The organism is Gemmobacter denitrificans (assembly GCF_036964905.1).
Lineage (GTDB): Bacteria > Pseudomonadota > Alphaproteobacteria > Rhodobacterales > Rhodobacteraceae > Gemmobacter > Gemmobacter denitrificans.
Genome location: NZ_JBALHR010000009.1, coordinates 40,857 through 66,277 on the forward strand (window position 1 = coordinate 40,857; position 25,421 = coordinate 66,277).

General features: G+C 64.5%; 25 protein-coding genes. 20 read left to right on the forward strand and 5 right to left on the reverse strand.

Going from position 1 to position 25,421, the window contains the following annotated elements:
- Positions 1 to 12: 12 nt before the first annotated feature.
- Complete coding sequence (gene regB / locus V6590_RS14215) at positions 13 to 1,371, reverse strand: sensor histidine kinase RegB (protein ID WP_335424218.1); 1,359 nt, start codon at positions 1,369 to 1,371, stop codon at positions 13 to 15.
- Positions 1,372 to 1,480: 109 nt separating this feature from the next.
- Between regB and V6590_RS14220 the strand changes: the two genes are divergently transcribed.
- The 3 genes from V6590_RS14220 (at position 1,481) to V6590_RS14230 (ending at position 3,133) form a co-directional block, all read left to right on the forward strand.
- Entirely contained in the window at positions 1,481 to 2,113 is a 633-nt protein-coding gene (locus V6590_RS14220) for an SCO family protein (RefSeq protein ID WP_335424220.1), read from the forward strand.
- A gap of 60 nt (positions 2,114 to 2,173) precedes the next feature.
- Positions 2,174 to 2,728 (forward strand): ActR/PrrA/RegA family redox response regulator transcription factor, encoded by a 555-nt coding sequence (locus tag V6590_RS14225; RefSeq protein WP_335424222.1) that lies wholly within the window; start codon positions 2,174 to 2,176, stop codon positions 2,726 to 2,728.
- A gap of 96 nt (positions 2,729 to 2,824) precedes the next feature.
- Positions 2,825 to 3,133: an H-NS histone family protein gene (locus V6590_RS14230; protein WP_335424224.1), complete on the forward strand. Its 309-nt coding sequence runs from the start codon at positions 2,825 to 2,827 to the stop codon at positions 3,131 to 3,133.
- Here V6590_RS14230 and V6590_RS14235 read toward each other — a convergent pair.
- Positions 3,130 to 3,744 (reverse strand): HD domain-containing protein, encoded by a 615-nt coding sequence (locus V6590_RS14235; protein ID WP_335424225.1) that lies wholly within the window; start codon positions 3,742 to 3,744, stop codon positions 3,130 to 3,132. The genes V6590_RS14230 and V6590_RS14235 overlap by 4 nt on opposite strands.
- A gap of 85 nt (positions 3,745 to 3,829) precedes the next feature.
- On the opposite strand from V6590_RS14235, the gene ahcY reads away from it, so the two are divergent.
- From ahcY to adh, 5 genes are all read left to right on the forward strand, one after another.
- Entirely contained in the window at positions 3,830 to 5,230 is a 1,401-nt protein-coding gene (gene ahcY, locus V6590_RS14240; RefSeq protein ID WP_335424227.1) for an adenosylhomocysteinase, read from the forward strand.
- A gap of 127 nt (positions 5,231 to 5,357) precedes the next feature.
- Positions 5,358 to 5,924 (forward strand): class I SAM-dependent methyltransferase, encoded by a 567-nt coding sequence (locus V6590_RS14245; RefSeq protein ID WP_335424228.1) that lies wholly within the window; start codon positions 5,358 to 5,360, stop codon positions 5,922 to 5,924.
- Between the two features lie 116 nt (positions 5,925 to 6,040).
- Positions 6,041 to 6,385, forward strand: coding sequence for a DUF2853 family protein (locus V6590_RS14250; protein ID WP_335424230.1), 345 nt, complete (start codon positions 6,041 to 6,043; stop codon positions 6,383 to 6,385).
- A gap of 144 nt (positions 6,386 to 6,529) precedes the next feature.
- A complete protein-coding gene (locus tag V6590_RS14255) occupies positions 6,530 to 7,480 on the forward strand; it encodes a GAF domain-containing protein (protein ID WP_335424232.1) in 951 nt (316 codons plus the stop codon).
- A 147-nt stretch (positions 7,481 to 7,627) separates the two neighbouring features.
- The gene (gene adh / locus V6590_RS14260) at positions 7,628 to 9,148 is read left to right on the forward strand and encodes an aldehyde dehydrogenase (protein WP_335424235.1); all 1,521 of its coding nucleotides are present in this window, start codon (positions 7,628 to 7,630) and stop codon (positions 9,146 to 9,148) included.
- A gap of 83 nt (positions 9,149 to 9,231) precedes the next feature.
- Here adh and V6590_RS14265 read toward each other — a convergent pair whose 3' ends face one another.
- Positions 9,232 to 10,374, reverse strand: a complete 1,143-nt coding sequence (locus V6590_RS14265; RefSeq protein ID WP_335424237.1) for an HPP family protein — start codon at positions 10,372 to 10,374, stop codon at positions 9,232 to 9,234.
- Positions 10,374 to 11,114 carry a sulfite exporter TauE/SafE family protein gene (locus V6590_RS14270; protein WP_335424239.1) on the reverse strand — a complete coding sequence of 247 codons (741 nt, stop codon included), beginning with the start codon at positions 11,112 to 11,114 and terminating at the stop codon, positions 10,374 to 10,376. The genes V6590_RS14265 and V6590_RS14270 overlap by 1 nt, the downstream gene beginning before the upstream one ends.
- 179 nt (positions 11,115 to 11,293) lie before the next feature.
- Here V6590_RS14270 and V6590_RS14275 point away from each other — a divergent pair, with 179 nt between their 5' ends.
- The 5 genes from V6590_RS14275 to V6590_RS14295 all read left to right on the forward strand — a co-directional run bounded on the left by V6590_RS14275 (position 11,294) and on the right by V6590_RS14295 (position 15,813).
- Entirely contained in the window at positions 11,294 to 12,223 is a 930-nt protein-coding gene (locus V6590_RS14275; RefSeq protein WP_335424241.1) for a VOC family protein, read from the forward strand.
- Positions 12,224 to 12,227: 4 nt separating this feature from the next.
- The gene (locus V6590_RS14280) at positions 12,228 to 12,833 is read left to right on the forward strand and encodes an alpha/beta hydrolase (RefSeq protein WP_335424244.1); all 606 of its coding nucleotides are present in this window, start codon (positions 12,228 to 12,230) and stop codon (positions 12,831 to 12,833) included.
- Between the two features lie 21 nt (positions 12,834 to 12,854).
- On the forward strand, positions 12,855 to 13,529 hold the full coding sequence (locus V6590_RS14285; protein ID WP_335424247.1) for a pirin family protein: 675 nt from the start codon (positions 12,855 to 12,857) through the stop codon (positions 13,527 to 13,529).
- 65 nt (positions 13,530 to 13,594) lie between these two features.
- Complete coding sequence (gene mutY / locus V6590_RS14290) at positions 13,595 to 14,629, forward strand: A/G-specific adenine glycosylase (protein WP_335424249.1); 1,035 nt, start codon at positions 13,595 to 13,597, stop codon at positions 14,627 to 14,629.
- A gap of 71 nt (positions 14,630 to 14,700) precedes the next feature.
- Complete coding sequence (locus V6590_RS14295) at positions 14,701 to 15,813, forward strand: alkane 1-monooxygenase (RefSeq protein WP_335424251.1); 1,113 nt, start codon at positions 14,701 to 14,703, stop codon at positions 15,811 to 15,813.
- 7 nt (positions 15,814 to 15,820) lie between these two features.
- On the opposite strand, the gene V6590_RS14300 is transcribed toward V6590_RS14295, so the two are convergent.
- Entirely contained in the window at positions 15,821 to 16,243 is a 423-nt protein-coding gene (locus V6590_RS14300; RefSeq protein ID WP_335424253.1) for a MarR family winged helix-turn-helix transcriptional regulator, read from the reverse strand.
- A gap of 108 nt (positions 16,244 to 16,351) precedes the next feature.
- Between V6590_RS14300 and V6590_RS14305 the strand changes: the two genes are divergently transcribed.
- The 7 genes from V6590_RS14305 to V6590_RS14335 all read left to right on the forward strand — a co-directional run bounded on the left by V6590_RS14305 (position 16,352) and on the right by V6590_RS14335 (position 25,420).
- Positions 16,352 to 17,191 carry an FAD binding domain-containing protein gene (locus tag V6590_RS14305; RefSeq protein ID WP_335424255.1) on the forward strand — a complete coding sequence of 280 codons (840 nt, stop codon included), beginning with the start codon at positions 16,352 to 16,354 and terminating at the stop codon, positions 17,189 to 17,191.
- Positions 17,179 to 19,854 carry a molybdopterin-dependent oxidoreductase gene (locus V6590_RS14310; RefSeq protein WP_335424257.1) on the forward strand — a complete coding sequence of 892 codons (2,676 nt, stop codon included), beginning with the start codon at positions 17,179 to 17,181 and terminating at the stop codon, positions 19,852 to 19,854. The genes V6590_RS14305 and V6590_RS14310 overlap by 13 nt, the downstream gene beginning before the upstream one ends.
- Positions 19,851 to 21,272 carry a 6-hydroxynicotinate reductase gene (locus tag V6590_RS14315; RefSeq protein WP_335424259.1) on the forward strand — a complete coding sequence of 474 codons (1,422 nt, stop codon included), beginning with the start codon at positions 19,851 to 19,853 and terminating at the stop codon, positions 21,270 to 21,272. The genes V6590_RS14310 and V6590_RS14315 overlap by 4 nt, the downstream gene beginning before the upstream one ends.
- Entirely contained in the window at positions 21,269 to 22,099 is an 831-nt protein-coding gene (locus tag V6590_RS14320; protein ID WP_335424261.1) for a UPF0280 family protein, read from the forward strand. Before V6590_RS14315 ends, V6590_RS14320 begins: the two co-directional genes overlap by 4 nt.
- On the forward strand, positions 22,092 to 22,673 hold the full coding sequence (locus V6590_RS14325) for an amino acid synthesis family protein (RefSeq protein WP_335424263.1): 582 nt from the start codon (positions 22,092 to 22,094) through the stop codon (positions 22,671 to 22,673). The genes V6590_RS14320 and V6590_RS14325 overlap by 8 nt, the downstream gene beginning before the upstream one ends.
- A complete protein-coding gene (locus tag V6590_RS14330) occupies positions 22,670 to 24,043 on the forward strand; it encodes a hypothetical protein (RefSeq protein ID WP_335424265.1) in 1,374 nt (457 codons plus the stop codon). The genes V6590_RS14325 and V6590_RS14330 overlap by 4 nt, the downstream gene beginning before the upstream one ends.
- Positions 24,044 to 24,121: 78 nt before the next feature.
- Positions 24,122 to 25,420: an ABC transporter substrate-binding protein gene (locus tag V6590_RS14335; RefSeq protein ID WP_335424267.1), complete on the forward strand. Its 1,299-nt coding sequence runs from the start codon at positions 24,122 to 24,124 to the stop codon at positions 25,418 to 25,420.
- The last annotated feature ends 1 nt before the right edge of the window (position 25,421 follow it).

A 25,421-nucleotide genomic window follows, 5' to 3' on the forward strand; every position in this document is an offset into this window, starting at 1 on the left:
GGTTTTGATCGGTCAGTGATTTGGCGTGTTCTCGCCAAGCGCCTCGCGCGCGGCAGCGATGCGCGCCATGGGCCATGTCAGTTCGACAATCGCGCCACTGCGGGGCGCGGCTTCGGGGCCGCCATTGGCAAATGTCAGTTCGGCACCGCTGCGTTCCAGCAGGGTTTTGGCGATGAACAGGCCTAGGCCCATCCCTTCATATTCCGGGCGCTGCGCCGTGTCAGAGGGCCTGCGGCTGCGCATGAACGGATCGCCGATCCGGCCAATCACATGCGGCGGATAGCCGGGGCCATCGTCCACGATGCGCAGGGTCAGATGGCCGTCTGACCAGCGCGCCTCGGCCCAGACGTCGCTGGCGGCGAAATCGACCGCGTTCTGGATCAGGTTGCGCAGCCCGTGGATGATTTCGGGGCGGCGCAGGATGTCAGGCTCTCTTTCGGCAGGATCGGGGCCTTCCAGCAGGAAATGCACGGTCTTGCCACGGGACAGATGCGGTTCCGCCGCCTCGCGCAGCACCACCGACAAGGGGGCCTGCCGCAAATGGCGATCATCCTTGCCCGCACGTCCCATGGACCGCAGGATATCGCGGCACCGGTCGGCCTGTTCGCGGATCAGTTCGGCATCGGCCCGCAGATCGGGCAGATCGTCCAGCTCTTCCATCAGCTCGGCGCTGACCAGCTTGATCGTGGCCAGAGGCGTGCCCAGCTCATGCGCTGCTGCCGCCACCACCCCGCCCAGATCTGTCAGCTTCTGTTCGCGGGCAAGCGCCATCTGCGTGGCAAGCAAGGCTTTTTGCATCGACCGGATTTCAGCGGAAACCCGGTGCGCATAGCTTCCCAGAAAGGCAATGCCGATGACGATGGCCAGCCAGAACCCGACGGCAAACAGTGGCGGCATGGCCAGTTCACCCGTGCCCGGCAACACCAGCGGCAGGGCCGACCAGGCCAATACCGATACCAGCGCCACCGCCGTTGCGCCCAGGATCATCGTGGCGCGGCCTTCCAGCGTGGTGGCCGAAATGGTGACGGGGGCAAGGATCAGCAGCGCAAAAGGATTGCTCAGCCCGCCCGTCAACCACAACAGCGCCGCCAGTTGCGCCAGATCGAACAGCAGCACCAGAAACACCTGCTGATCGGTCAGCCGGGTATTCTGCGGATAGAGAAAGGTGAACACCAGATTGGCAATGGCCGAAGCCCCGACAACCAACAGGCACATCCCCAGGGGCAGATCGATGCCATAGATCGGATCGGCCACCAGCAGCGCCGCCACCTGCCCGGCAATCGCGGTCCAGCGGATCAGGGTCAGGGTGCGCAGGCGCAGGAAATCGGTCCGGCTGTCAGCCGCGATGTTCACGATATCGGGAAGGTTCATATGCTGGCCCATGCTGTCGCAGGCGGTTACTTTGGCATTGTTACCGGGGCGCAACTGGTGGATCAATGCGGCCGGATGCGGATCACGTCACATAGCGCGGGAGAGCGGGATGCAAAGGCTGTATGCAGGGGTTGCGATGGCGGCAGTGGTGGCCATGATCGGGGGGCTGATCGTTTATACCCAGATGCCCCGCAACTCTGACCCCTTTGCCGCCTGCCGGGCAGGTGCCGTCGGGGGCGGGGCGATTGGCGGACCCTTCACGCTGGTCAATGGCGATGGCCGAACGGTGACCGATGCCGAGGTGATCACCAAGCCTTCGCTGGTCTATTTCGGTTATACCTTCTGCCCCGATGTCTGCCCGCTGGACAATGCCCGCAACGCCGAGGCGATCGATCTGCTGGATGCCAAGGGGGTTGATGTGACCCCGGTGTTCATTTCCATCGATCCGCAGCGCGATACGCCCGAAGTGGTGAAGGATTTTGCGGCAAACCTGCACCCGAAGATGATCGGTCTGACCGGCAGCCCGGAACAGGTGAAGGCGGCATCGCAGGCCTACAAGACCTATTTCAAGGCGCAACCGGCCGAGGATGAATTCTATCTGGTCGATCATTCGACCTTTACCTATCTGGTTCTGCCCGGCACCGGCTTTGCCGAATTCTACAAGCGCGAAACCACGCCGCAGCAGATGGCCGATAACGTCGCCTGTTATGTCGATGCCGCGCAAAAGCTTGTGAAAAATTGACCTTCCGGTCATACCGCCCTAGGTTTGCCGCTGATGGGAAAATGCGAAGGGTGACGCAAGATGGTTGAGGACATGACGGCCGAACTTGGCCCGGACAGATCCCTTCTGCTGGTCGATGATGACGAGGCCTTTGTAAAGCGTCTGGCCAAGGCCATGGAAAAGCGCGGTTTCATCCCCGAAACCGCAGAAAGCGTGGCTGCTGGTAAGGCCATCGCCATGGCGCGCGCCCCCGCCTATGCGGTCGTCGATCTGCGGCTGGAAGATGGCAACGGCCTGGATGTGGTCGAAGCCCTGCGCGAACGGCGCCCCGATTGTCGCATCGTTGTGCTGACTGGTTATGGTGCAATTGCGACTGCTGTTGCGGCCGTTAAAATTGGCGCGATTGATTATCTTTCTAAACCAGCAGATGCAAATGAAGTAACGAATGCGCTTTTGGCGCGTGGGGAATTGCTGCCCGAACCGCCGGAAAATCCGATGTCGGCAGACCGAGTGCGCTGGGAGCATATCCAGCGGGTGTACGAAATGTGCGATCGGAACGTATCAGAAACTGCCCGGAGGCTGAATATGCACCGGCGCACCCTGCAGCGTATTCTCGCAAAGCGCAGCCCGAAATAATCAATTGCCAGAGCGCGATTGTTGATCCATAAAATGCGGCACCACTAAATCGGCCAGAGGACAATTTCTGCCCTCTGGAACCCAGAGGACCGTATCATGGATCTTAATGCCCTTTCGCTTAAAGAGTTGAAGGATTTGCAGAACCAGGTCGCCAAGGCGATCGCAGGTTACGAAGACCGCAAGAAGAAAGAAGCGCTGGCCGAATTGGAAGAGCGGGCGCGCGAAATGGGGTTCACCCTTGCCGAACTGACCGGCGTGCAGGTGACCCGCAAGCGCGCACCGGCCTCGGCCAAATATGCCAATCCCGCCAATCCGTCGGATACCTGGTCGGGACGTGGCCGCAAGCCGCGCTGGTTTGCCGAGGCTCTGGCCGAAGGCAAGACGCCCGAAGATCTGTCGGCCTAACCCATTTCGGCCAACAAGGCCGCATGGCGGGCCGTATAATCGGCCCGGACTTCCGGCGCAGGACGCAACCGGATTTCAAACCGATCGCAAAGCGCGGGCCGCCTGCCAAACAGGCGGTTCGCTTCTTCCACGGAAAAGCCTGCGATCTGAACTGCCTCCATCCAGGCGGAAACCTTGTCGGCGGCCTTGATCGCCTTTTTGATTGGCGCAGGCAATTGGGCGGGCAGGCCAAAGCGGATATGAATGGCCGCTGTCAATCTGGCATCCAATTCGCCATAGGCCGGGCCTACTGCCGCTTTCACCGGGCTGATCATGTCACCGATCACATATTCGGGCGCGTCGTGCAGCAGGGCCGCCAGACGCCAGCGCGCGCCGATGCCGGGGTTCTGCTCGGCAAAGATCGCCTCGACCAGCAGGGAATGTTCGGCCACGGAATAGGGATAGTCGCCATGGGTCTGGCCGTTCCAGCGTGCGACAAAGGCCAGGCCATGGGCAATATCGGCCACTTCAATGTCCATCGGCGTCGGGTCCAGCAAGTCCAGCCGCCGCCCCGACAGCATGCGCTGCCAGGCCCGCGCGGGCTTTGCGCGATTGTTTCGCTTTTCCGTCATAATTCGACCAATTTTCCCTGAACATTGTCCGCATCGCATCAGAGTGCTATCTCAGCACCAAATGACAAGGCAAGGAGAGCGGCGGATGCCGAAGGATTACATCGTCAAGGACATCGCGCTGGCAGGTTTTGGCCGCAAGGAACTGGATATTGCGGAAACCGAAATGCCGGGGCTGATGGCACTGCGTGAAGAGTATGGCTCGGCCCAACCGCTCAAGGGCGCACGCATCGCGGGCAGCCTGCACATGACCATTCAGACCGCCGTGCTGATCGAAACGCTGAAGGCGCTGGGTGCCGATGTGCGCTGGGCCTCGTGCAACATCTTTTCGACACAGGATCACGCGGCGGCGGCGATCGCGGAAAGCGGCACCCCGGTCTTCGCGATCAAGGGCGAAACCCTTGCGGAATATTGGGATTATACCGACCGGATCTTCCAGTTCGGCGGCGAAGGCGGCACCTGCAACATGATCCTGGATGATGGCGGCGATGCGACGCTGTACATCCTGCTGGGGGCACGCGTCGAAGCGGGCGAAACCGGCCTGATCGAAGTGCCGACCTCGGAAGAAGAGGTCTGCCTGTTCAACCAGATCAAGAAGCGTCTGGCTGCAAGCCCCGGCTGGTTCACCAAGCAGCGCGCCGAAATCAAGGGCGTGTCGGAAGAAACGACCACCGGCGTGCATCGCCTGTATGATCTGCACAAGAAGGGCCAGCTGCCTTTCCCGGCGATCAACGTGAACGATTCCGTCACCAAGTCGAAATTCGACAACAAATACGGCTGCAAGGAATCGCTGGTCGATGGCATCCGTCGCGCCACCGACACGATGATGGCCGGCAAGGTTGCCGTGGTTTGCGGTTATGGTGATGTGGGCAAGGGCTCTGCCGCCTCGCTGCAGGGTGCGGGTGCCCGGGTGAAGGTGACCGAGGTCGATCCGATCTGCGCGCTGCAGGCAGCAATGGACGGATTCGAGGTCGTGCTGCTGGAAGATGTGGTCGATAGCGCCGACATCTTCATCACCACCACCGGCAACAAGGACGTGATCCGCATCGAGCATATGCGCGCGATGAAGAACATGGCCATCGTCGGCAATATCGGCCATTTCGACAATGAAATTCAGGTGGCTGCCCTGAAGAACCACAAATGGACCAATATCAAGGATCAGGTGGACATGATCGAAATGCCTTCGGGCAATCGCATCATTCTGCTGTCCGAAGGCCGTCTGTTGAACCTGGGCAATGCCACCGGCCATCCGTCCTTTGTGATGTCGGCCAGCTTTACCAATCAGGTTCTGGCTCAGATCGAATTGTGGACCAAGGGCCAGGACTATGCGCCGGGCGTCTATATCCTGCCCAAGGCGCTGGATGAAAAGGTCGCCCGTCTGCATCTGAAGCGGATCGGCGTGAAACTGACCGAACTGCGCCCCGATCAGGCCGATTATATCGGCGTGAAGGTCGAAGGGCCGTTCAAGTCGGATCACTACCGCTACTGAGGCGGGTTTGCATCAGGCGGGCCGGATTGCATCGGCACTGGCCCGCCTTTTCTGTGGAAAACGCCGGAAACCGGCTATTGTCAGTGTAAAACATGCGCAAAAGCGCAAGAGGTGTGAGGGCAGACAGATGGAAATGACCAAACGTGAAAAGGTGCGCCGCAAGCTTCTGGCCGCCCTGCCGAAAGGGGCCCGTGTGGCCGAGGTCGGCGTCTGGGAGGGGGCGTTCAGCGAAGTGATCCTGGAGATCTGTGCGCCGACGGAACTGCACCTGATCGACCCATGGCTCTATCAGCCGGAATTCGGCAATACCGGTTTTGGCCGCAAGAAGAACGAAGAGCTGATGGAGGTCAAATACCAGGACGTCGTCGCCAAGTTCAAGGATGACGCCCGGGTGAAGATCCATCGCGCCATGTCGGATGCGGCGCTGGCGGCGCTGCCTGATGCCTCGCTCGACTGGGTCTATCTGGACGGCAACCACAATGCGCCCTTCATCGACAATGACATCGCCATGTCGCTGAAGAAGGTGAAGCATGACGGGATCATTGCCGGAGACGATTTCAACTGGATGTCCGATGCACAGGGCGCCCCGGTGAAAACCGCCGTTGAAAAGATGCTGGCCGAACTGGGCGATCAGGCAAAGCTGACGCTGATGGCCAATCAGTGGATGGTCAAGCTGGATCGACCGGCGGCCTGATGCCTGCGGGGGAATAAGCGCGGATTATTCCCTTTGTATGCAGCCTGTCCTGGCCTAATCTCCCGCCCGTGGCGGGGGATGATCCCCGTGAAGGGGACGACAGACAGGAGATTTGCATGAGCAAACGCGACGAACTGATCCAGAAATATGCCACCGCCCTGCGCGACAAGTGCAAGATGGAACCCGATATGGACCTGCTGACCAAGGTCACCATCGGGTGTGGTCCGGCCATCTACAATGCCGATGCAGAAACCGTTGCCGCGTCAGATGACGCCGAGTTGGAGCGGGTCAAGACCAACTTCCTGATGAAGAAGCTGGGTCTGGCCGATGGCCCGGCGCTGATGGAAGCAATCAATGCGGTGATCGACATCTATGGCCGGTCCGAGCGCAACAAATACCGCGCCGTCGTCTATTACATGCTGACCAAGCATTTCGGGAAGGAAGCGGTTTACGCAAAGTAAGCCCTGCCTGCCGACCTTTGCGGCCAAGCGCCGCCATTACGCCCGCCGGTTCTTCCGACGGGCTTTTTCGTTGGGGGTGCGACTATCGTCCCATTGCCTGCGCTGCGTATTGCGCCATGCTGGCGGCGTTCCTGCCGCCCGGAGATGACGAAGATGCCGCTGCCTTCCACCCACCATGCCACACGAATTGAAACGGCGCTGAATGGCGGGTTGGCGGCGCGGTCGGCGCTTGGGGCGTCCTGGGCGCGGTCGGCGCAGCTTTACGGACTGGACCCCGCGCAACGCCCCCGCGCGGACCGACTGACCGAGACAGAGCTGCATCTGGCGCGCGATCGGCTGGGGCCGCTTCTGGCCAGTGCCCAGCCGCATCTGGACCGGCTGTTCCAGATTGTCGGCGGGCTGGGGGCCTGTGTGGTGCTGGCCGATGCGCAAGGCGTCGCGGTGGATCGGCGCGGCAACCCGGCCGAGGACCGCGATTTTGCGGCGGCGGGCCTGTGGACAGGCACCCGGTGGACCGAATCGGATGTCGGCACCAATGCCATCGGCACTTGCATGGTTGAAGGCCGCAGCATCACCATCCATCGCGATCAGCATTTTCTGGCCCGCAATACCGGGCTGAGCTGTTCATCGGCGCCGGTTCATGGCCCGGATGGGCGTCTGGCGGCGGTGATCGACGTATCCACCGCCAAGGCCGACATGGCCGAGGCCGTTGCCACACTTCTGGGCCATACGGTGACCGAAGCCGCCCGCAAGGTTGAGGCCGATCTGTTCCATGCCCGGTTTCCCCGGGCGCGCATGGTGCTGGTGCCGGGGCTGGATCGCGGTCTGGGCGCGTTGCTGGCGGTTGATGCCGATGATCTGGTGATCGGTGCCACCCGTGCCGCGCGCAGCCATCTGGGCCTGAAGGGCGACCTGTCTGCCCAGCCGATGCCCTTGGCCGATCTTCTGGGCCTTGATGCCCATGACAATCTGGAAGGCGGCGAAAGGGCGGTGCTGAACCGTGCGCTGGCCCGCGCCTCGGGCAATGTTTCGGCTGCGGCACGGGCGCTTGGGCTCAGCCGCGCCACGTTGCACCGCAAGTTGGGCCGATCCTGACACGGGTGTGAAATCACACCCCGCCCCTGTCGCAGGATTGCGACAGTCAGGAGGATCGGCGGCTTGCCCCCCCGGTGACCGACTCAGGGCCAGGCCCCATCCTTCTCCCATCGGCCGCGAGGAGGCGGCCCAGGAGGAGGACTCAAGATGAACGTCATGACCGATCCGGCCGCGCTGCTGGCTTCGCCTTTCAAGACCCGCTACGACAATTTCATCGGTGGCAAGTTCGTGCCCCCGGTGAACGGCCATTACATGGACAACATCACCCCGATCACCGGCGAAAAGGTCTGCGAAGTCGCGCGGTCCGACAAGGCGGATATTGACCTGGCGCTGGATGCCGCCCATGCCGCCAAAGACGCCTGGGGCAAGACCAGCGCTGCGCACCGGTCGAACGTCCTGCTGAAGATCGCCGATGTGATCGAGGCCAATCTTCCGCTGCTGGCCGCCGCCGAAACCTGGGACAATGGCAAGCCGATCCGCGAAACCACCTTTGCCGATATCCCGCTGTCGGTGGATCACTTCCGTTATTTCGCCGGCGTCCTGCGCAGCCAGGAAGGCACGATGAGCGAGATCGACCACGACACCGTGGCCTATCATTTCCACGAACCGCTGGGCGTTGTCGGCCAGATCATCCCGTGGAACTTTTCCATCCTGATGGCGGCGTGGAAACTGGCCCCGGCGCTGGCGGCTGGCAATTGCATCGTGATGAAGCCCGCCGAACAGACCCCGGCCGCGATCATGGTTCTGGCCGAACTGATCGGTGATCTGCTGCCGCCCGGCGTGCTGAACATCGTCAATGGTCGCGGGGCCGAAGCCGGTGACGCGCTGGCCCGCTCGGGCCGGATCGCGAAGATCGCCTTCACCGGTTCCACCGCAACGGGCCGCAAGATCATGGAAGCGGCGACCGTGAACCTGATCCCGGTCACGCTGGAACTTGGGGGCAAATCGCCCAACATCTTCTTCAGCGATGTGATGGCACAGGATGACGCCTTCCTTGACAAGGCCGTCGAAGGCTTCGTGCTGTTTGCCTTCAATCAGGGCGAGGTATGCACCTGCCCGTCGCGCGCCCTGATCCAGGAAGACATCTACGAGGAATTCATCGCCCGCTGCATTGCCCGGGTTCAGGCGATCAAGCAGGGCGATCCGCGCAGCATGGAAACCATGGTTGGCGCACAGGCCAGCCTGCAGCAGCAGGAAAAGATCCTGTCCTATCTGGCCATTGGCCGCGAAGAAGGCGCCGAGGTTCTGGTGGGCGGCGATGCCGCGCGCTTCAACGGTGATCTGGCCGGGGGCTATTACATCCAGCCCACGATCCTGAAAGGCCACAACAAGATGCGGGTCTTCCAGGAAGAAATCTTTGGCCCGGTCGTGTCGGTCACCACCTTCAAGGACGAGGCCGAGGCGCTGCAGATCGCCAATGACACGATGTATGGCCTTGGTGCCGGTGTCTGGACCCGGGACGGAACCCGCGCCTACCGCTTTGGCCGCGCGATCGAGGCGGGCCGCGTCTGGGTCAACAACTATCACGCCTATCCGGCCCATGCAGCCTTTGGTGGTTACAAACAGTCGGGCATCGGGCGCGAAACCCACAAGATGATGCTGGACCATTATCAGCAGACCAAGAACATGCTGGTCAGCTACAACCCCAACAAGCTCGGCTTCTTCTGAGCCAGGTCCGGGAGCGGATTGCCCCCGGTCACCATCGGATCATCAGATCGAAAGGGGCACCGGCAAGGTGCCCCTTTTCGCGTTCAGTCCGGGCACAGGCCCGACCGCACGAGCGCGGTGATCAGGTCTGTCTGGGTCACGATGCCGATGATCCTTTCGCCCTCCAGCACCGGAACGGCACTGTCATGCCCCTGGGCCAGCAGTGGCAGCAGGGTGCCAATCGGCATATCCGGGCTGGCCTGCGGCGCGGTGCGTGTCAGGATATCCTGTGCCAGAATCGGCTCTGCGCGGCGCTTTCTGGCCAGATGGCGCATGGCCGCCGCAAGTTTCCCCTGTCTCGGCGCGCTGCCTTTCCCTGCAGTTCGGATCATGTCGATTTGAAAGATCAGCCCGACAAAACGCTGGTCTTGCTGAACCACAGGCAGCGCAGCAAAGCCGTGGCGGCGGAACAGATCGGTCACCCTGGGCAGGGGCGTTTCGGGGGTGACCGTGATCAGGTCGCGCGACATCACATCCGCAGCGGTCAGCGGGCCAAGGCGATTGCTGGCTGCCTGTGCCGCCGCCGCCCCGATCAGCCGCACCAGATCTTCGACGCCAAGGTTCAGCGACTGGCGATAGGTTTGCAGCAGATCGGTCAGTTCCGTTTCGGTCAGGCCGATCCGGGCCATCGGGGCAGGGTCTGCAGTGCGGGCTGCATTGGGTTCGGCAAATTGCCGGAACGGATAGCGCCGCCCGGTCAGCCGCGCCCAGATCATGCCGAACCCCACGATCATCGCGCTGCCCAGCAACACCGGCGACAGCGCGAACCCATAACCCAAGGCAGCCACCAGATCGGGATTCATCGCGGCAGTCATCGCAATCGCACCCGCAGGCGGATGCACGGCGCGGGCAAGGATCATCGCCGCGATCGCCAGCGCGACCGAGATCGGCACCGCAGCCATGGGCGACGGAACCAGCAGCGCCACCGTTACCCCCGCCAGCGCCGCCAGACCATTGCCGACCACCACCGACCAGGGCTGTGCCAGCGGGCTGTTGGGAACGGCGATCACCAGAACGGCGGTGGCCCCGAACGGGGCAATCAGGAACAGGCCCAGCATCGGGTCTGCCATGGGGGACAGCACCAGTTCCGTCAGGCCCAGCCCGATCAACGCCCCGATGACCGCGCGGATCGTGTCGGACCGGTTGCCGGGCGGGATGGCAGGCCCAAGCCCGCGCCAGAGCGCCATCACAGCACCAGAAAAGCCAGCGTCATCGCCAGCCCCACCGCCACAACGAAATGGCGCAGCAGATCGGTGCGGGTGATGCGCCGGCTGATCCGCGCGCCCGCATAGCCACCCAAGGTGGTGGCCAGCGCCATCACCGCCGCCGCTTTCCAGGCAATCAGGCCCGCGGCGATGAAGGCCAGCACCGAAATCGCCGACAGCACGGTCGAGGCCAGGTTCTTCATGCCGTTCATCGCATGCAGGTTCTGATGCCCCAGCAGGCTGAAGGCCGCCAGCAAAACGATGCCCAGCCCGCCATTGAAATAACCACCATAAATGGCAACAGCCAGCAGCGCGGCCCCGGCAGTGACCGGCCCGGCATCGCCCCGCCCCCGCGCGCGCAGCGCCGCCAGCAGCCTTGGGCCAAAGGCAAACAGCAGCGTCGCCGCCAGCAACAGCCAGGGCACGATGCCGCGAAACACGCCCGGCGGCGTGACGATCAGCAAAGCAGCCCCGATCGCCCCGCCAAATGCCGTCAGCAGCATCAGCCGCCGCAAGGGCAGCCCCGCCATGTCCTGCCGGAAGGCCCAGGCGCTGCCGGCATAGCCGGGCAGGGCGGCCAGCGTGGCGGTCGCATTGGCCGAAATGACCGGCACACCCAGCCAGACCAGCGTGGGAAAGGTGATGAAGGTGCCGCCCCCGGCAATCGCATTCAGCACCCCGGCCAGAAACCCGGCGGCAAACATGGCGGCGATCTCGATCATCGATTGTCCCCCTCTTTCCGGCAGATTGCGCAGTTTTGGGCCGAAAGGAAAAGCGCTGAACCGCCGCCCTTGCGTCGGATCTGTGCGAAAATCGCCAAAGACTTGTCCGCCCTTGCCCGATTTACGCGCAGGGCTGCCGCGCCCATCTTTGGGGCAACGGCAAACAAGGGGAAACGACCATGTTGCATCAGATCAGGGGCCTGCATCACGTCACCTCAATGGCGGCGCATGCCCAGACGAACAATGATTTCTTCACCCGCACGCTTGGTCTGCGCCGCGTGAAGAAGACGGTGAACTTTGACGCGCCCGAGGTGTATCACCTTTACTACGGGGACGAACGCGGCACGCCGGGTTCGGTGATGACCTATTTCCCCTTTCCGCATATGGCCCCGGGGCGCGCAGGCACGGGCGAGGTTGGGGCCACCCAATTCGCCGTTGCGAAGGGCAGCCTTGGTTTCTGGCGCGACCGGCTTGCCGGGTTGGGGGTGGCCGGACTGACCGAAAGCACCGGTTTTGGCGAGGCGCGGCTTGCCTTCAAAGGGCCGGATAGGGACGGTTTTGAACTGATCGAGGTGGAAGATGATCCCCGCCCTGCCTTTGCCGGGCCGGTTGCGGCAGATCAGGGCATCAAGGGGTTTCGCGGCGTTTCGATCCGCTTGCGCGATACCGGGGCCATGGCCGAACTGCTGCGCTTCATGAATTATGAAGAGGTGGACAGGCAGGGCAACCTGACGCGCTTTGCGGTGCAGGGCGGCAATGGGGCCGATATTGTGGAACTGGAAACCTTGCCGGGGCTGACCGGGGCGCGGCTTGGGGCCGGTTCGGTGCATCATGTGGCCTTTGCGGTGGATAACCGCGCGGCGCAGGCCGAAGTGCGCAAGGCGCTGCTGGATACCGGCTGGCAGGTAACGCCGGTGATCGACCGCGATTACTTCTGGGCGATCTATTTCCGCACGCCCGGTGGGGTTCTGTTCGAAGTGGCGACCAACGAACCCGGATTTGACCGCGATGAAGACAGCGCACATCTGGGCGAAGCGCTGAAAATCCCGGCGCAGCATGCGCATCTGCGGGCCGAGATCGAACGTCTGCTGCCCCCGTTGAAGGACTGAAACCATGTCTAAGTCGGCATATAGACACTATTTCAAGGCACCCGAACCCGGGCAGCCGTTGATCTTTGCCTTTCACGGAACGGGGGGCGATGAACATCAGTTTACCGGCCTGCTGGAGGGTATCCTGCCCCGCGCCGGGATTGTCGCGCCCTTGGGTGATGTATCGGAACATGGCGCGGCGCGGTTCTTTCGTCGCACTGGCGAAGGTGTTTATGACATGGCCGATCTTTCCTGCGCCACTGGCAAAATGGCGGGGTTTGTGCGGGCCCATCGTCAGGGGCATGACGGCCCGGTCTATGCATTGGGCTATTCCAACGGGGCGAATATCCTTGCCTCTGTCCTGTTCGCCGCAGAACGACTGTTCGACCGTGCGGTGCTGATGCATCCGCTGATCCCCTTTGATCCGACGCCAAATGTGGCTCTAAACGGCTTTTCGTGCCTGATGACAGCAGGTCGCCGTGATCCGATCTGCCCTTTGCCGCTCACCGAAAGGCTCGCCGGATGGCTGCAGGGGCAGGGTGCCGATGTCGATCTGGCGCTGCATGACGGCGGGCATGAGGTGCGCGGCGAAGAGATTGCGCGCATCACAACATTTCTTCAGGCGGGGTGATCCCGCAGAAAGGCGGCGGCCATGCTGCTGATCCATGATTCCACCGCGCGCGGACGCACCCAGACCGGATGGCTGGATGCAAGGCACAGCTTTGCCTTTGGCAGCTTTGCCGATCCGAAGCGGCCCGGCTTTGCCCGGCTTCGCGTGCTGAACGAGGACCATATCGCCCCCGGTGCCGGGTTCCCCGCGCATGATCATGCCGACATGGACATTCTGACCATCGTTCTGTCAGGCGCGATTGCGCATGAGGATAATCTGGGCAATCGCGGCATCACCCGGGCGGGCGAGGCGCAGTTGATGCAGGCCGGGGCCGGGATCGTTCATTCTGAACGTAACCCGTCAGAGACCGAACCCACCCACCTGCTGCAGATCTGGCTGATCCCCGACCGGCGCGGTGGCGTGCCGGGCTATGCGCAGGCGGCCTTGCCCAAGGGCGAGGCGGTGCTGGCAGGCCCTGGCGGGCTGTTGCCGCTGGGGTCAGATACCAGGGTCACCGTGTTGCGGCCCGGCGAAGGGGCGGTCACCCGGTTGCAGGCCACAGCACCGCGCAAGACCTTTCTTCACCTGGTCGAAGGTCTGGCATGGCTGGGGCAGGAACGGCTGCGCGGCGGGGACGGTGTGCAACTGGCCGATGAACCCGCGCATGATCTGCACTGGCACAGCGATGGCTTTGCCCTGTTGTTCGACATGCCTTGATCCGGTGACATGATGGCAGGCCTTTCGGGGCTGGCATATGGCAGCCGGTGGCCTATCTTGCGCCTATGACCGATACAGCCCCCCTCGCGGGCCAGTTGCTGGCCTGGTATGACCGAAACCACCGCTCCATGCCCTGGCGGGTGCCGCCTGCCGACCGGCAGGCAGGTGTGGTGCCTGATCCCTATCGGGTCTGGCTGTCCGAGGTGATGCTGCAACAAACCACGGTTGCGGCGGTGCGCGATTACTTTCGACGTTTTACCGCGCTTTGGCCCACGGTGGCCGATCTGGCCGCAGCGCGCGACGAGGATGTGATGGCGGAATGGGCGGGGCTGGGCTATTACGCCCGGGCCCGCAACCTGCTGAAATGCGCGCGCGCCGTGGTGGCCGATCATGGCGGGCAGTTCCCCTCGCGGCTGGAGGTGCTGCGCCAGTTGCCCGGGATCGGCCCCTATACGGCCGCCGCCGTGGCGGCGATTGCCTTTGACCGGCCGGAGACCGTGGTTGATGGCAATGTCGAACGGGTGATGGCGCGGCTTCATGCGGTGGAAACCCCGTTGCCGACGGTCAAGCCCCGGCTGACCGAACTGGCCGCCGCGCTGACGCCCAAGGATCGCCCGGGCGATTATGCGCAGGCGGTGATGGACCTTGGCGCCACGATCTGCACCCCCCGGTCACCGGTCTGCGGGCTTTGCCCCTGGATGGCGGATTGCGCGGGTCGCGCGGCGGGGATCGCGGCCAGCCTGCCGCGCAAACTGGCCAAGCCTGCCAAGCCGGTGCGTCACGGTCAGATCTGGATCGCAACGCGGCCCGGCGATGGTGCGATTCTGCTGGAACAGCGGCCTGACAGCGGGCTTCTGGGCGGGATGGCGGGCTTTCCCTCCACCGGCTGGGATGGCACCGATCTGCCCGCCCCCCTGAGGGCAGAGTGGCAGACGGTGGGCGAGGTGCGCCATACCTTCACGCATTTTCACCTGATCCTGACGGTATTGGCCGCCGAAACCATGGCAAGCCCGCTGCGCGGTCAGTTCCAGCCGCGCAGCAGCTTCAGCCCGGCCAGCCTGCCCACGGTGATGCGCAAGGCCTGGAGCCTGATCGCCTGAGCCTGCGCCTTTTTGCCGGTTGAGTGCCCCCGGCCTGCCCCCTATCATCGGCGCAAAACGGATGAACCCCCATGCCTGCCGAATTCGCCTCGCTTCGTGCCGCATTGCCTTTCTGGCTGTCGGTCGGCCTGTTGCCGCTGGCCTTGCTCGCCATCACGCAGGGCGGTTGGTGGGTGATCCTGATCCCGGCCTATGCCTGGGCGCTGACCTCGCTGCTCGATGTTCTGCTGGGCCACGACACCCACAATCCCGACCCCGAGACCGAGGATGAGGATCTGTTCTGGTATCGCGCGATCACGCTGATCTGGCTGCCTTTGCAGGCGCTGGTCATCTATGGTGGCATCTGGTGGGCCAGCCGCGCCGGGTATTCCTGGCCGGAGCTTTTGGGCCTGTTCTTCGGGATCGGGGTCATGTCCGGGTCGATTGGCATCGTCTATGCGCATGAATTGATGCACCAGGCCGACCGGATGGAACGCTGGCTTGCTGATCTGCTGTTGGCGCTGGTGCTGTACAGCCATTTCCGCAGTGAACATCTGCTGGTGCATCATACCCATGTCGGCACACCCCGCGATGCGGTGACGGCCCGCTATAACGAAGGTTTTCACCGGTTTTTCCTACGCGTGCTGCGTTCCTGTCCGGCATCGGCATGGCAAGCCGAGACCGCGCGGCAAAACCGGGCGGGCAGGTCGGTCTGGCATCTGTCCAACCCGTTCTGGCGCTATACGGCATTGCAGGCGCTGGCGCTGGTGCTGGCCTATGCTATCGGCGGTTGGTTGGGCGTGTTTCTCTTTGCCTTTCAGGCCTTCGTGGCGATCTGGCAGCTGGAGCTGACCAATTACATCGAACATTACGGGCTGACGCGTGAACGTCTGGCCAATGGCAAGTTTGAACCTGTCCGCCCGCATCACAGCTGGAACGCGCCGCATCGGGCCTCGAACTGGCTGCTTATCAATTTGCAGCGCCATTCGGATCATCACTACAAGCCTGACCGCCGCTTTCCGCTGTTGCAGACCTATGGCGAAGATGAGGCACCGCTCTTGCCGATCGGCTATCCCGCCCTTGGCGTTCTGGCCATGGTGCCGCCGCTGTGGCGGCGGCGGATGAACCCCCGCGTGCGGGCCTGGCGCAAGCGGCACTATCCCGCGATTAGTGACTGGATGCCCTACAATATCGGCCAGCACTAGACAGCAGTCAGGCCAGACGCGACAGAAGCGCCAGCAACTGTTGCCGTTCCTCGGCATTCAGCGGGGCCAGAGTTTCGGCGGTCACGGCATGGCCCTTGCCATACAGCCCTTCGATCAGCGCCTGCCCGGCATCGGTCAGGGCTACAGTCAGGCGTCGCCGGTCGTCGGGATCGGCACGGCGTTCGACCAGCGCCATGGCCTCCAGCCGACCCACCACGCCCTTGACGGTGGCCGCATCCATTGCGGCGGCCCGGCCCAGATGGTTCTGGCTTTGCGGGCCGCTCTGATGCAGGCGCACCAGAACCGCGAATTGCATATTGGTCACCTGGGGGATGTGATCGCCGAAAATCGTCAGATGGCGCTGCACCACACGGCGCAGCACAAAGCCCACCTGATCATCCAGCACATAGGTCTTGTCATCATCGGCCATGTGCGGTCGGATACAGCCTGCCCCTGTCCCGCGCAAGAAGATTGACAGAATGACCCCCTCGCGCGCAATATGTTTGCGTACATACAATATCAGCCTTCGGATCCGCCCGTGAGCCGCCATGCGCGCCCTGCCACACTGGACGAAGCGATCGGCCTTCTGGCGGAAGGCTGGCAGGTTCTTGCAGGCGGAACGGATCTTTATCCCGCAACGCAGGCCCAAAGCCTGCCCGGCGCAATGGTGGATGTGACGGCGCTGCCCGATCTGCAGGGCATTGTGCAAACGGCCACCGGGTTGCGAATCGGTGCTGCGGTGACCTGGTCTGACCTGGCGGCGGCGGGGCTGCCCCCAGCCTGCCGTGCGTTGCAACAGGCGGCGCGTCAGGTCGGGGGGTGGCAAATCCAGAATGCGGGCACGCTGGGCGGCAATCTGTGCAATGCCTCGCCCGCAGCGGATGGGGCTGTGCCATTGCTGGTGCTGGGGGCCTGGGTGGAACTGGCCGGGCCGCAGGGCACACGCCGGATGCCGCTGGCCGATTTCCTGCAAGGCCCGCGCCGTACCGCGCTGCGGCTGGGCGAGGTTCTGGTGGCGCTGCACCTGCCTGCACAGGCACTGGCGGGCACTTCCAGCTTTGCCAAGCTGGGTGCGCGGGCGCATCTGGTGATTTCGGTCGTCATGGTGGCGGTGCGCGTGCAGATGATGGCAGGACGGATCAGCGATGTTGCGCTGGCGGTCGGGGCCTGTGCGCCCACGGCGCGGCGGATTGCGCCGCTGGAACCGGCATTGATCGGGCTTTCGCCCGAGGCGGCGCTGGAACAGATCACGGCGCAGACCCTGGCCCCGCATCTGGCCCCGATCGACGATATCCGCGCCGATCGCGGCTATCGGCTTGAAGCCGCAGCCGAGCTGCTGCGGCGCAGCCTGACGGAGGCGGCGGCATGGCAGGGCTGATGGTCAACGGGCGGCAGGTGCAGGTGTCGGGCACAACGCGGCGGCTGTCAGATGCCTTGCGGTTTGATGCGGGCCTGACCGGCACCAAGACCGGCTGCGATGCCGGGGATTGTGGGGCCTGCACCGTCTTGTTGAACGGTCAGCCGGTCTGCGCCTGTCTGACGCCGGTCGCCCGGGCCGAAGGTCGGGCGGTGACCACGGTCGAATCCGATGATCCGCTGCTGTGCCGCCTGCGCGCCAGTTTCCTGCGCCATGGGGCTGCCCAATGCGGCATCTGCACGCCCGGCATGTTGATGGCAGGTCTGGCGCTGCTGCGCGCGGAGCCCCGCCCAAGCCGGGCCAAGGCCGAGGCGGCGCTTGGCGGTGTGCTCTGCCGCTGCACCGGCTATCGCGCGATCATCACTGCCATATGTTTGGCACTGGAACCCGAGAGTGGCGAAGCGGCCCCGGCAGGCGCGGTCGGCCAATCGGTGCCGCGTCTGGACGGGGCGGCCAAGGTGGCGGGCGATCTGTTCGGGGCCGATGTCTGGCAGGCGGGCGGGCTTGTGCTGCGCGCAATCCGCAGCCCCCATCCCCATGCCGCATTCTGCTTTGGCGATCTGGCGGCATGGGCGGCGGCGCACCGGGCGCAGGTTTTCACCGCGGCGGATATTCCGGGGCGCAATGCCTTTGGCGTGATCCCGGCCTTTGCCGACCAACCCGCGCTGGCCGAAGGCGTGGCGCGGTTCCGGGGCGAGGCCGTGGCGCTGGTGGCGGTTGAAGATGATGGGGCTGACCCCGATCTGACCGGCTTTCCGGTGGAATGGCAGCCGCTGCCTGCCGTCTTGGCGGAGGATGCGGAAACGGCCGCGCCGATCCACCCCGCCCGGCCGGGCAATCTGCTGATCCAGGGTCGGGTGCGGCGCGGTGATGTGGCGGCGGTGCTGGCCGGATCGGCCTTCACCATTACGGGCGAAATGCAGACTGCCCATGTCGAACATGCCTATATCGAACCTGAGGCGGGCAGCGCGTGGATGGAGGGCGATGTGCTGTGCATCCGCGCCTGCACGCAGGCCCCGGGGATGGACCGCGAAGATACCGCCGTGGTGCTTGGCCTGCCGGTGGAGCGGGTGCGTATCCTGCCTTCGGCAGTGGGGGGCGGTTTCGGGGCCAAGCTTGATCTGTCGGTGCAGCCCTTGCTGGGCCTGGCCGCGCTGAAAACCGGGCGTCCGGTGCGGATGGTGTTTTCGCGGGCGGAAAGCATGCAGGCCACGACCAAGCGCCATCCGGGCCGGATGCGGGCCGAAATCGGCTGCGATGCGGCGGGGCGGCTGACCGGGCTGAGCTTTGACGGGGCTTTTGACACCGGCCCCTATGCCAGTTGGGGGCCAACCGTGGCGAACCGGGTGCCGGTTCATGCCTCGGGCCCCTATCGGATGCCCGCCATCCATGCCACGGCGCGGGCGCTGCACAGCCATGGGCCGGTTTCGGGGGCCTTTCGCGGCTTTGGCGTGCCGCAGGCGGCGCTGATGCAGGAAACGCTGATCGACCGGCTGGCCGAGGCGGCGGGGATCGATCCGCTGGAGTTTCGCCTGCGCAATGCGCTGCAGCCCGGCGATGCGACGGCGACAGGGCAGGTGCTGATGGCACCCGGAATTGCCGAATGTCTGCAGGCGCTGCAGCCGCATTGGGCCCGCGCGCGCGCCATCACCTCTGCCACGGCAGGGCGGCGGCGCGGGGTCGGGCTGGCAACCTGCTGGTATGGCTGTGGCAATACGTCATTGCCGAACCCGTCCACCATCCGCATGTGCATCACACCCCAGGGCGCGGTGGTGCTGCATCAGGGGGCAACCGATATCGGGCAGGGGTCCAATACGGTGATCCCGCAGATCGCCGCACAGGCGCTTGGCCTGCCGCTGGGGGCGCTGCGGCTGATCGGCCCTGATACGGCCCACACGCCCGATGCAGGCAAGACCTCGGCCAGCCGGCAGACCTATGTGTCGGGCCGTGCGGCGCAGGCGGCGGGCCGCGCCCTGCGTGCGGATATGTTGCGGCGTCTGAACATGGGCGACGGCGCGCGGCTGGCGCTGGATGGCAGTATCCTGACCGGGGCTGAAGGGGGGCAGGTCGCTCGGCTTGATCTGGCAACCCTGCCCGCCAACGCCATGGGCTATGCGCTGATGGCCGAAGAAACCTATGATCCCCCCACCGCGCCGCTGGATGGCGACGGGCAGGGCAAACCCTATGCCGTTTACGGCTTTGGCGCGCAGATGGTGGAGCTGGAGGTCGATATGGCCCTTGGCACCATCCACCTGCAGAAGATCACTGCCGCGCATGATCTGGGCCGGGCCATCAACCCGATGCTGGCGCGCGGCCAGATCGAAGGCGGCATCGCGCAGGGGATCGGGCTCGCCTTGATGGAGGAATACATCCCCGGCCGGACCGACAACCTGCACGACTATCTGATCCCCACCACATCGGATGTGCCGGAAATCGAAAGCCTGCTGGTCGAAGTGCCCGATCCCGAAGGCCCCTATGGTGCCAAGGGCCTGGGCGAACATACGCTAATCCCTACGGCACCGGCGATCCTGAACGCGATCCGCCATGCCACGGGCATCGCCATCAACCGGGTGCCGGTTCTGCCGCACCGCCTGTTGGCCGCAATCAGGGAGGGGCGCGGATGACGGGCGAAAAGATCCGCTGCGATGCCTGCCCGGTGATGTGCTACATCGCCCCCGGCCAGACCGGGGCCTGTGACCGCTATGCCAATGATGCCGGGCGGATCGTGCGCACGGATGCCTTGCTGCTGCTGTCGGCCACCATCGAAAAGGGCGGGCGGCTGGTGCCCTTCGCCGCCGGGGCCTGGGCGGATGATCTGGCCCCGGCCACGCCCACCGCCATCGGGGCGGGCACCACCTACCCGGATTTCAAACCCGCGCCCTTCATCATCGGGTTCGATCCGGGCGGCGCCGATCTGGTGACCGTGGTGACCGAGGCGATCTTTTCCTATTGCGGGGTCAAGGTGAAGATCGACACCGACCGCCATCTTGGCCCCGAAGGCGCGGTGGTGCGGGCCGGGGGCGAAGCCATCGGCCATGTGACCACCGCCGAATATGGCAGCCAGATGCTGAGCCTTGGCGGCGTGCAGCACCTGACCGGCGGCAGCAAGGCCGAAGGGCGGCTGACCTGTTCGGCCTTGCTTGCGCTGTGCAATGGCGAGGCGGTCGATCTGACCATTGATGGGGGATCTGCCCTGACAGTGCAGGCGGGCCAGCCACCCATCGTCGATGGCAAGCGCGAAACCCGGATGCGCGTGGGCTGCGGATCGGCCACCATCGGCATGTTCGCCGATCAATGGCTGGGGCTGGTGGATGAGGTGGTGGTGGTCGATGACCATATCACCGGGGTCGTGTCGGAACATCAGGCGGGCAAGGTGATCGGCTGGCAGCCGACCGGCATCCGGATCAAGGGGCACCGGTCCACGCCCGGGCGCTATTTCCGGGTGTCCGAGCCGGGCCTGGGCTGGGGTGGCACCTGCCTGACCGATCCGCTGGCCATTCTGGGCGCATGGAACCCCGACAAGGGCGCAAGGCCGGGGTTGCGGTTGCTGATGGTCTCTACCACCGGCGAGGATTGGGGCTACTATGTGCTGGACGCGGCGCTGCAGCCGCAGCCCGCCCCCTTGCCTGATGCACTGCGCGCCACGGTCGATCTGATCGCCGAAAACTGCGAACCTGCGCTGTGTACCGTCCTGTTCGTCGGGGGGGCGGGGGGCAGCCTGCGCGCCGGGGTGACCCGCAACCCCGTGCGCCTGACGCGGTCGGTGCAGGCGGGGGAAACCCGGCTGACCTCAGGTGGGGCAGAGTGCTATATCTGGCCGGGGGGTGGGATCACCTTCATGGTGGATGTGACGCAGCTGCCGTCCGGTGCCTTTGGCTATGTGCCGACGCCCGCGCTGGTGGCCCCGCTGGAATTCACCCTGCCGCGTGCGGCCTATCTGGCATTGGGCGGGCATGAAACGGCGATCCGGTCGCTGGCCGAGGTGCTGGAAACCGGCGGCGAATATCCGACAGCGGCGCGGTTCGAAAGGCCACCGGAATGACGCATCAGGCCCATCTTCTGCCCGACGGGCGATTGCATCTGCATCATGGGCCGATGGATGTGATCGTATCGGCGGAAGGGGCCGATGTTCCGGTGGCCTATCGCGCGGCCGAGGCGCGCTTTGCCACGATCCTGACCGAACTTGTGGCCGAATTGCCCGCATTGCGCAGCGCGCATCCCGGCCTGCTGACGGGGGCTGTGGCGCGGCGGATGGCGGCGGCGGTGGCCCCGCACCGCCCTGCCTTCATCACCCCCATGGCGGCGGTTGCTGGCGCGGTGGCGCAAGAGGTGCTGGCCGCCATGCCGCTGCAGCATCTGCGCCGGGCTGCGGTGAATAACGGGGGCGATATCGCGCTGCATCTTGCCCCCGGCGCCAGCTATCGCATTGCGTTGGCGGGGTGCGGGATCACGGCGCAGGTTGTGGCAGACAGCGGGGTGCGTGGTATCGCGACCTCGGGGCGCGGGGGGCGGTCACTGTCCTTTGGCATTGCCGATGCGGTCACGGTTCTGGCCGCCACGGCGGCAGGCGCGGATGCGGCGGCGACCATGATCGCCAACGCGGTGGACCTGCCCGGCCATCCCGCCATCCTGCGCCAACCCGCCTGCGACGTGCAGGCCGACAGCGATCTTGGCGCGCGGCCCGTGACCCGCGCCGTGGGCCATCTGACGGCAGAGGATATGCAGCAGGCCCTGCAGCCCGGCGCGGCGCTTGCGCAGCAACTGATCGACGCCGGGGTGATTGCCGCTGCGGCAGTTTTCCTGCACCCTTTCCACATCATTCTGGGCCAGCCCCTGCTGGCCGCAACCCCGGAGCCAGCCTGTGCCTGATTTTCCCATCCGCAAGATCACCCTACAGATCGAGGAAATCCACCATGATGGCGGGCCGGTCGCGGCGCAACCTCGGCTGCGCGGGGCAGTGCTGGCGCTGGTGAAGAACCCCTTCGCCGGGCGTTACGTCCCCGATCTGCAGCCCGCGATGGAGGATCTGAAGCCGCTGGGTCTGGCCATGAGCGACAGGCTGATCGCCGCCCTGGGCGGGCGCGAGGGGATCGACGCCTATGGCAAGGGGGCCATCGTCGGGGCGGGGGGCGAGCTGGAACATGGCGCGCTCTGGCATGCGCCGGGGGGCTATGCGATGCGTGAAAGGCTGGGGGAAAGCCGGGCCATCGTGCCCTCGGCCAAAAAGGTGGGGCCGATGGGCGCGCGGATCGACATACCGCTGGGCCATATCAATGCCGCCTATGTGCGCGGCCATTTCGATGCGATGGAGGTGGGCCTGCCCGATGGGCCACGCGCCGATGAAATCGTCTTTGTGCTGGCCATGGCCAAGGGTGCGCGCATCCACAGCCGGATGGGCGGTCTGGAACTGCATCAAGTCAAGGGCGAGGACGGGCTGAGATGACCCTACGCGGCGCATTGGCCCTGACCCTGATCTGCGCACCGGGCGCGGGTCTGGCCTGTGCGCTGCCGCCCTCCATCATCCTGACACTGCCGACCGGCCATTACATGACCGGCGCGGCGGCAGCGGTGGGGCTGACGGCGCTGTGGGGGGCCTTTGCCGCGCGCCTGCCGGTGTTTCGCGCGCATCTGGTGCTGGAACGGCGGGTGCTGCTGCCCGAAACCCTGACATCCTATCTGTCGGCGCTGGCGCTGATCGGCCTGCTGTTCATCGGCGCGACCGGGGCACGCGATCCGATGCACAATCTGCTGACGCTGGTGGTCTGGACCGGGCTTTGGGTGGCGTTGCCGCTGGGAAGCCTGATCTTCGGCAATCTGTGGCGCGCGCTGAACCCCTGGACAGGGCCGGTTCGTCTGACGCGGCTTGCCCTGGGATGGCAGGGCAGTATCGGCCTGTCCCGCTGGGGACAGTGGCCTGCGGTGGCGGGTCTGCTGGGCTTTGGCTGGTTCATGCTGGTATCGCTGCAGCCCGAAGATCCGCTGACGCTGGCATGGGTCTTGGGCAGCTATGCCGCCGTGATCTTCGTGCTGGCCGTGGCCGAGGGCGAAGACTGGCTGCAGCAGGGCGAATTTCTGACGCTCTACCTGACCCTGCTGTCGCGGATCTCGCCGCTCTGGCTGGAGATTGATGGAAATCGCGCCCGGCTGATGGTGGGTTGGCCCGGCGCACAGGTCCTGCGCATGGCGCCCCTGGGTGCGGCGGGAATTGCCTTTGTCACCCTTGCCCTTGCCGTGCTGACCTTTGACGGGCTGATGGAGACCTTTTTCTGGCTGGCCCTGATCGGGGAAAACCCGCTGGAATTTACCGGCCGGTCGGCGGTGCAGGGGGTGAATACGGCAGGGCTGCTGGCCACCTGGGCGCTGACAGCCACCACCATTCTGGGTTCGCTGGCCGCAGGCCGATGGCTGGCGGGTGCGCGGGGGGCCTTTCTGGCCGAAGCCGGGCCTGCCATGCTGGCCTTTCTGGCCATCGCTGCGGGCTACCACGCCGCGCATTACCTGATCACCCTGCTGACGGCGGGGCAATATACGCTAAGCGCGCTGAACGATCCGTTCTTTCAGGGCGATGCGCTGCTGGGGCTTGATCCTTTTTATGTCTCCATGGGGTTCCTGACCGATCAGGGCGCGATGACTGCACTGTGGAACAGCCAGTTCGCGCTGATCCTGGGCGCGCATCTGCTGGGCTTGCTGCTGGCGCTGCAGATCGGCCAGCGGATCGGGCAGGGCGCAATCGCCCATTTGCCGATGACGGTTTTGATGATCGGATACACGACTTTGGGCCTGTGGCTCTTGTCACAGCCCCGTGGAGTATGACACCAAGAGACGGAAATGCAAATAAAATCATAAGCATACCAACAAACAGGGCAATGCCCCGCACCACAGGAGACGACGATGAAGACCGATTTCGCAGGCCCGAACTTCTCCGCTTTCGCCCCGACCCGCCGCAGCGTTCTGGGCGGCATGGCAGCCGGGGCGGCACTTGCCCTGAGCCCCGCGCGCTTTGCGCATGCACAGGCCGCCCCGATCAAGTTGGGCTTTCAGCTGCATCGCACCGGCATCGGCGCGGCCTATGGCCGCTGGTATGAACGCACGGCACAGGCCGCGCTGAAGCTGGTGAACGAACAGGGGGGCATCAATGGCCGCCCGGTCGAAATCGTGTTCGAGGATGACGGCACCGATCCCAAGCGGGGCGCAGAAGTGGTGGAAAAGCTGGTCAATCAGGCGGGCTGCGACCTGATCTTCGGGCCACTGTTTTCGCATGTCGTCATCGGGTCGGCCCCGCGTGCGGGCGAATTGAAGGTGCCCTATCTGGTATGTTCGGAAGGCTATCACGTTGCCAGCGGCATGTTGAACCGCTGGACCCTGCAGCCGGGCATTACCGATGTGCGGGCGCAGGTCAGCTCCATGGCGCCATGGGTCATGCAGAATCTGGGCAAGAAGGTCACCATGGTCTTTCCCGATTATGCCTTTGGCCATGATCACCGCGATTTCTTTACCGAAGCGGTCAAGGCGCAGGGCGGCGAGGTGATCGCCCATATCGCCATTCCGCCGACCGAAACCAGCTTTACCCGCTATCTGCCGCAGATCCCGGCAGAGACCGAGGTTCTGTATCATGTCATGGTCGGGCCGGCCGTTCTGACCTTTGTCAAGGAACTGGGCGAATTCTATGGCAGCGGGGCCCGCCCGCAGATCTTTGGCTTTATCGACAGTCTGGAGGCCGTGGATACCGCCGCACCCGGGCTGGAATTTCTGGAAGGCACCCATTTCTGGGAAGGCCATAACCGGGTGAAACAGGCCGATGCGCCGGAATGGGAAGCCACCTATCGCGCCGCAGTGGGGGTGGATGACACGGGCGCGTCCGTCAGCGATGCCAAGGATGTGGCCACCTACAGCCATATGTTCAGCTGCTGGGAAACCCTGTTCATCATCAAGAAGGGGATGGAGGCATCGGGCTATCAATCCCCCGCTGATCGCCAGAAATTCGTCGAGGCGCTGGAGGCGATGACCACCTTTGATGCCGGGCTTGACCATGTGCAGGGGGCCAAGACCTTCAACGGCAAGACCCATCAGGTGTTCGGGTCGCAGTTCATTTCCCGCGTCGAAGGCGGCAAGCTGATGCGGGTGCATCAGACCACGCTGGCCGACGGGCAATACCCTGATGCGGTGGATTACACCGCGCAATCCTTCTGAT

Excerpts from the sequence above, each read along its gene's own strand:
- regB (WP_335424218.1), bottom strand. The coding sequence starts at position 1,371 with ATGAACCTTCCCGATATCGTGAACATCGCGGCTGACAGCCGGACCGAT.
- V6590_RS14220 (WP_335424220.1), top strand. The coding sequence starts at position 1,481 with ATGCAAAGGCTGTATGCAGGGGTTGCGATGGCGGCAGTGGTGGCCATG.
- V6590_RS14225 (WP_335424222.1), top strand. The coding sequence starts at position 2,174 with ATGGTTGAGGACATGACGGCCGAACTTGGCCCGGACAGATCCCTTCTG.
- V6590_RS14230 (WP_335424224.1), top strand. The coding sequence starts at position 2,825 with ATGGATCTTAATGCCCTTTCGCTTAAAGAGTTGAAGGATTTGCAGAAC.
- V6590_RS14235 (WP_335424225.1), bottom strand. The coding sequence starts at position 3,744 with ATGACGGAAAAGCGAAACAATCGCGCAAAGCCCGCGCGGGCCTGGCAG.
- ahcY (WP_335424227.1), top strand. The coding sequence starts at position 3,830 with ATGCCGAAGGATTACATCGTCAAGGACATCGCGCTGGCAGGTTTTGGC.
- V6590_RS14245 (WP_335424228.1), top strand. The coding sequence starts at position 5,358 with ATGGAAATGACCAAACGTGAAAAGGTGCGCCGCAAGCTTCTGGCCGCC.
- V6590_RS14250 (WP_335424230.1), top strand. The coding sequence starts at position 6,041 with ATGAGCAAACGCGACGAACTGATCCAGAAATATGCCACCGCCCTGCGC.
- V6590_RS14255 (WP_335424232.1), top strand. The coding sequence starts at position 6,530 with ATGACGAAGATGCCGCTGCCTTCCACCCACCATGCCACACGAATTGAA.
- adh (WP_335424235.1), top strand. The coding sequence starts at position 7,628 with ATGAACGTCATGACCGATCCGGCCGCGCTGCTGGCTTCGCCTTTCAAG.
- V6590_RS14265 (WP_335424237.1), bottom strand. The coding sequence starts at position 10,374 with ATGGCGCTCTGGCGCGGGCTTGGGCCTGCCATCCCGCCCGGCAACCGG.
- V6590_RS14270 (WP_335424239.1), bottom strand. The coding sequence starts at position 11,114 with ATGATCGAGATCGCCGCCATGTTTGCCGCCGGGTTTCTGGCCGGGGTG.
- V6590_RS14275 (WP_335424241.1), top strand. The coding sequence starts at position 11,294 with ATGTTGCATCAGATCAGGGGCCTGCATCACGTCACCTCAATGGCGGCG.
- V6590_RS14280 (WP_335424244.1), top strand. The coding sequence starts at position 12,228 with ATGTCTAAGTCGGCATATAGACACTATTTCAAGGCACCCGAACCCGGG.
- V6590_RS14285 (WP_335424247.1), top strand. The coding sequence starts at position 12,855 with ATGCTGCTGATCCATGATTCCACCGCGCGCGGACGCACCCAGACCGGA.
- mutY (WP_335424249.1), top strand. The coding sequence starts at position 13,595 with ATGACCGATACAGCCCCCCTCGCGGGCCAGTTGCTGGCCTGGTATGAC.
- V6590_RS14295 (WP_335424251.1), top strand. The coding sequence starts at position 14,701 with ATGCCTGCCGAATTCGCCTCGCTTCGTGCCGCATTGCCTTTCTGGCTG.
- V6590_RS14300 (WP_335424253.1), bottom strand. The coding sequence starts at position 16,243 with ATGGCCGATGATGACAAGACCTATGTGCTGGATGATCAGGTGGGCTTT.
- V6590_RS14310 (WP_335424257.1), top strand. The coding sequence starts at position 17,179 with ATGGCAGGGCTGATGGTCAACGGGCGGCAGGTGCAGGTGTCGGGCACA.
- V6590_RS14315 (WP_335424259.1), top strand. The coding sequence starts at position 19,851 with ATGACGGGCGAAAAGATCCGCTGCGATGCCTGCCCGGTGATGTGCTAC.
- V6590_RS14320 (WP_335424261.1), top strand. The coding sequence starts at position 21,269 with ATGACGCATCAGGCCCATCTTCTGCCCGACGGGCGATTGCATCTGCAT.
- V6590_RS14330 (WP_335424265.1), top strand. The coding sequence starts at position 22,670 with ATGACCCTACGCGGCGCATTGGCCCTGACCCTGATCTGCGCACCGGGC.
- V6590_RS14335 (WP_335424267.1), top strand. The coding sequence starts at position 24,122 with ATGAAGACCGATTTCGCAGGCCCGAACTTCTCCGCTTTCGCCCCGACC.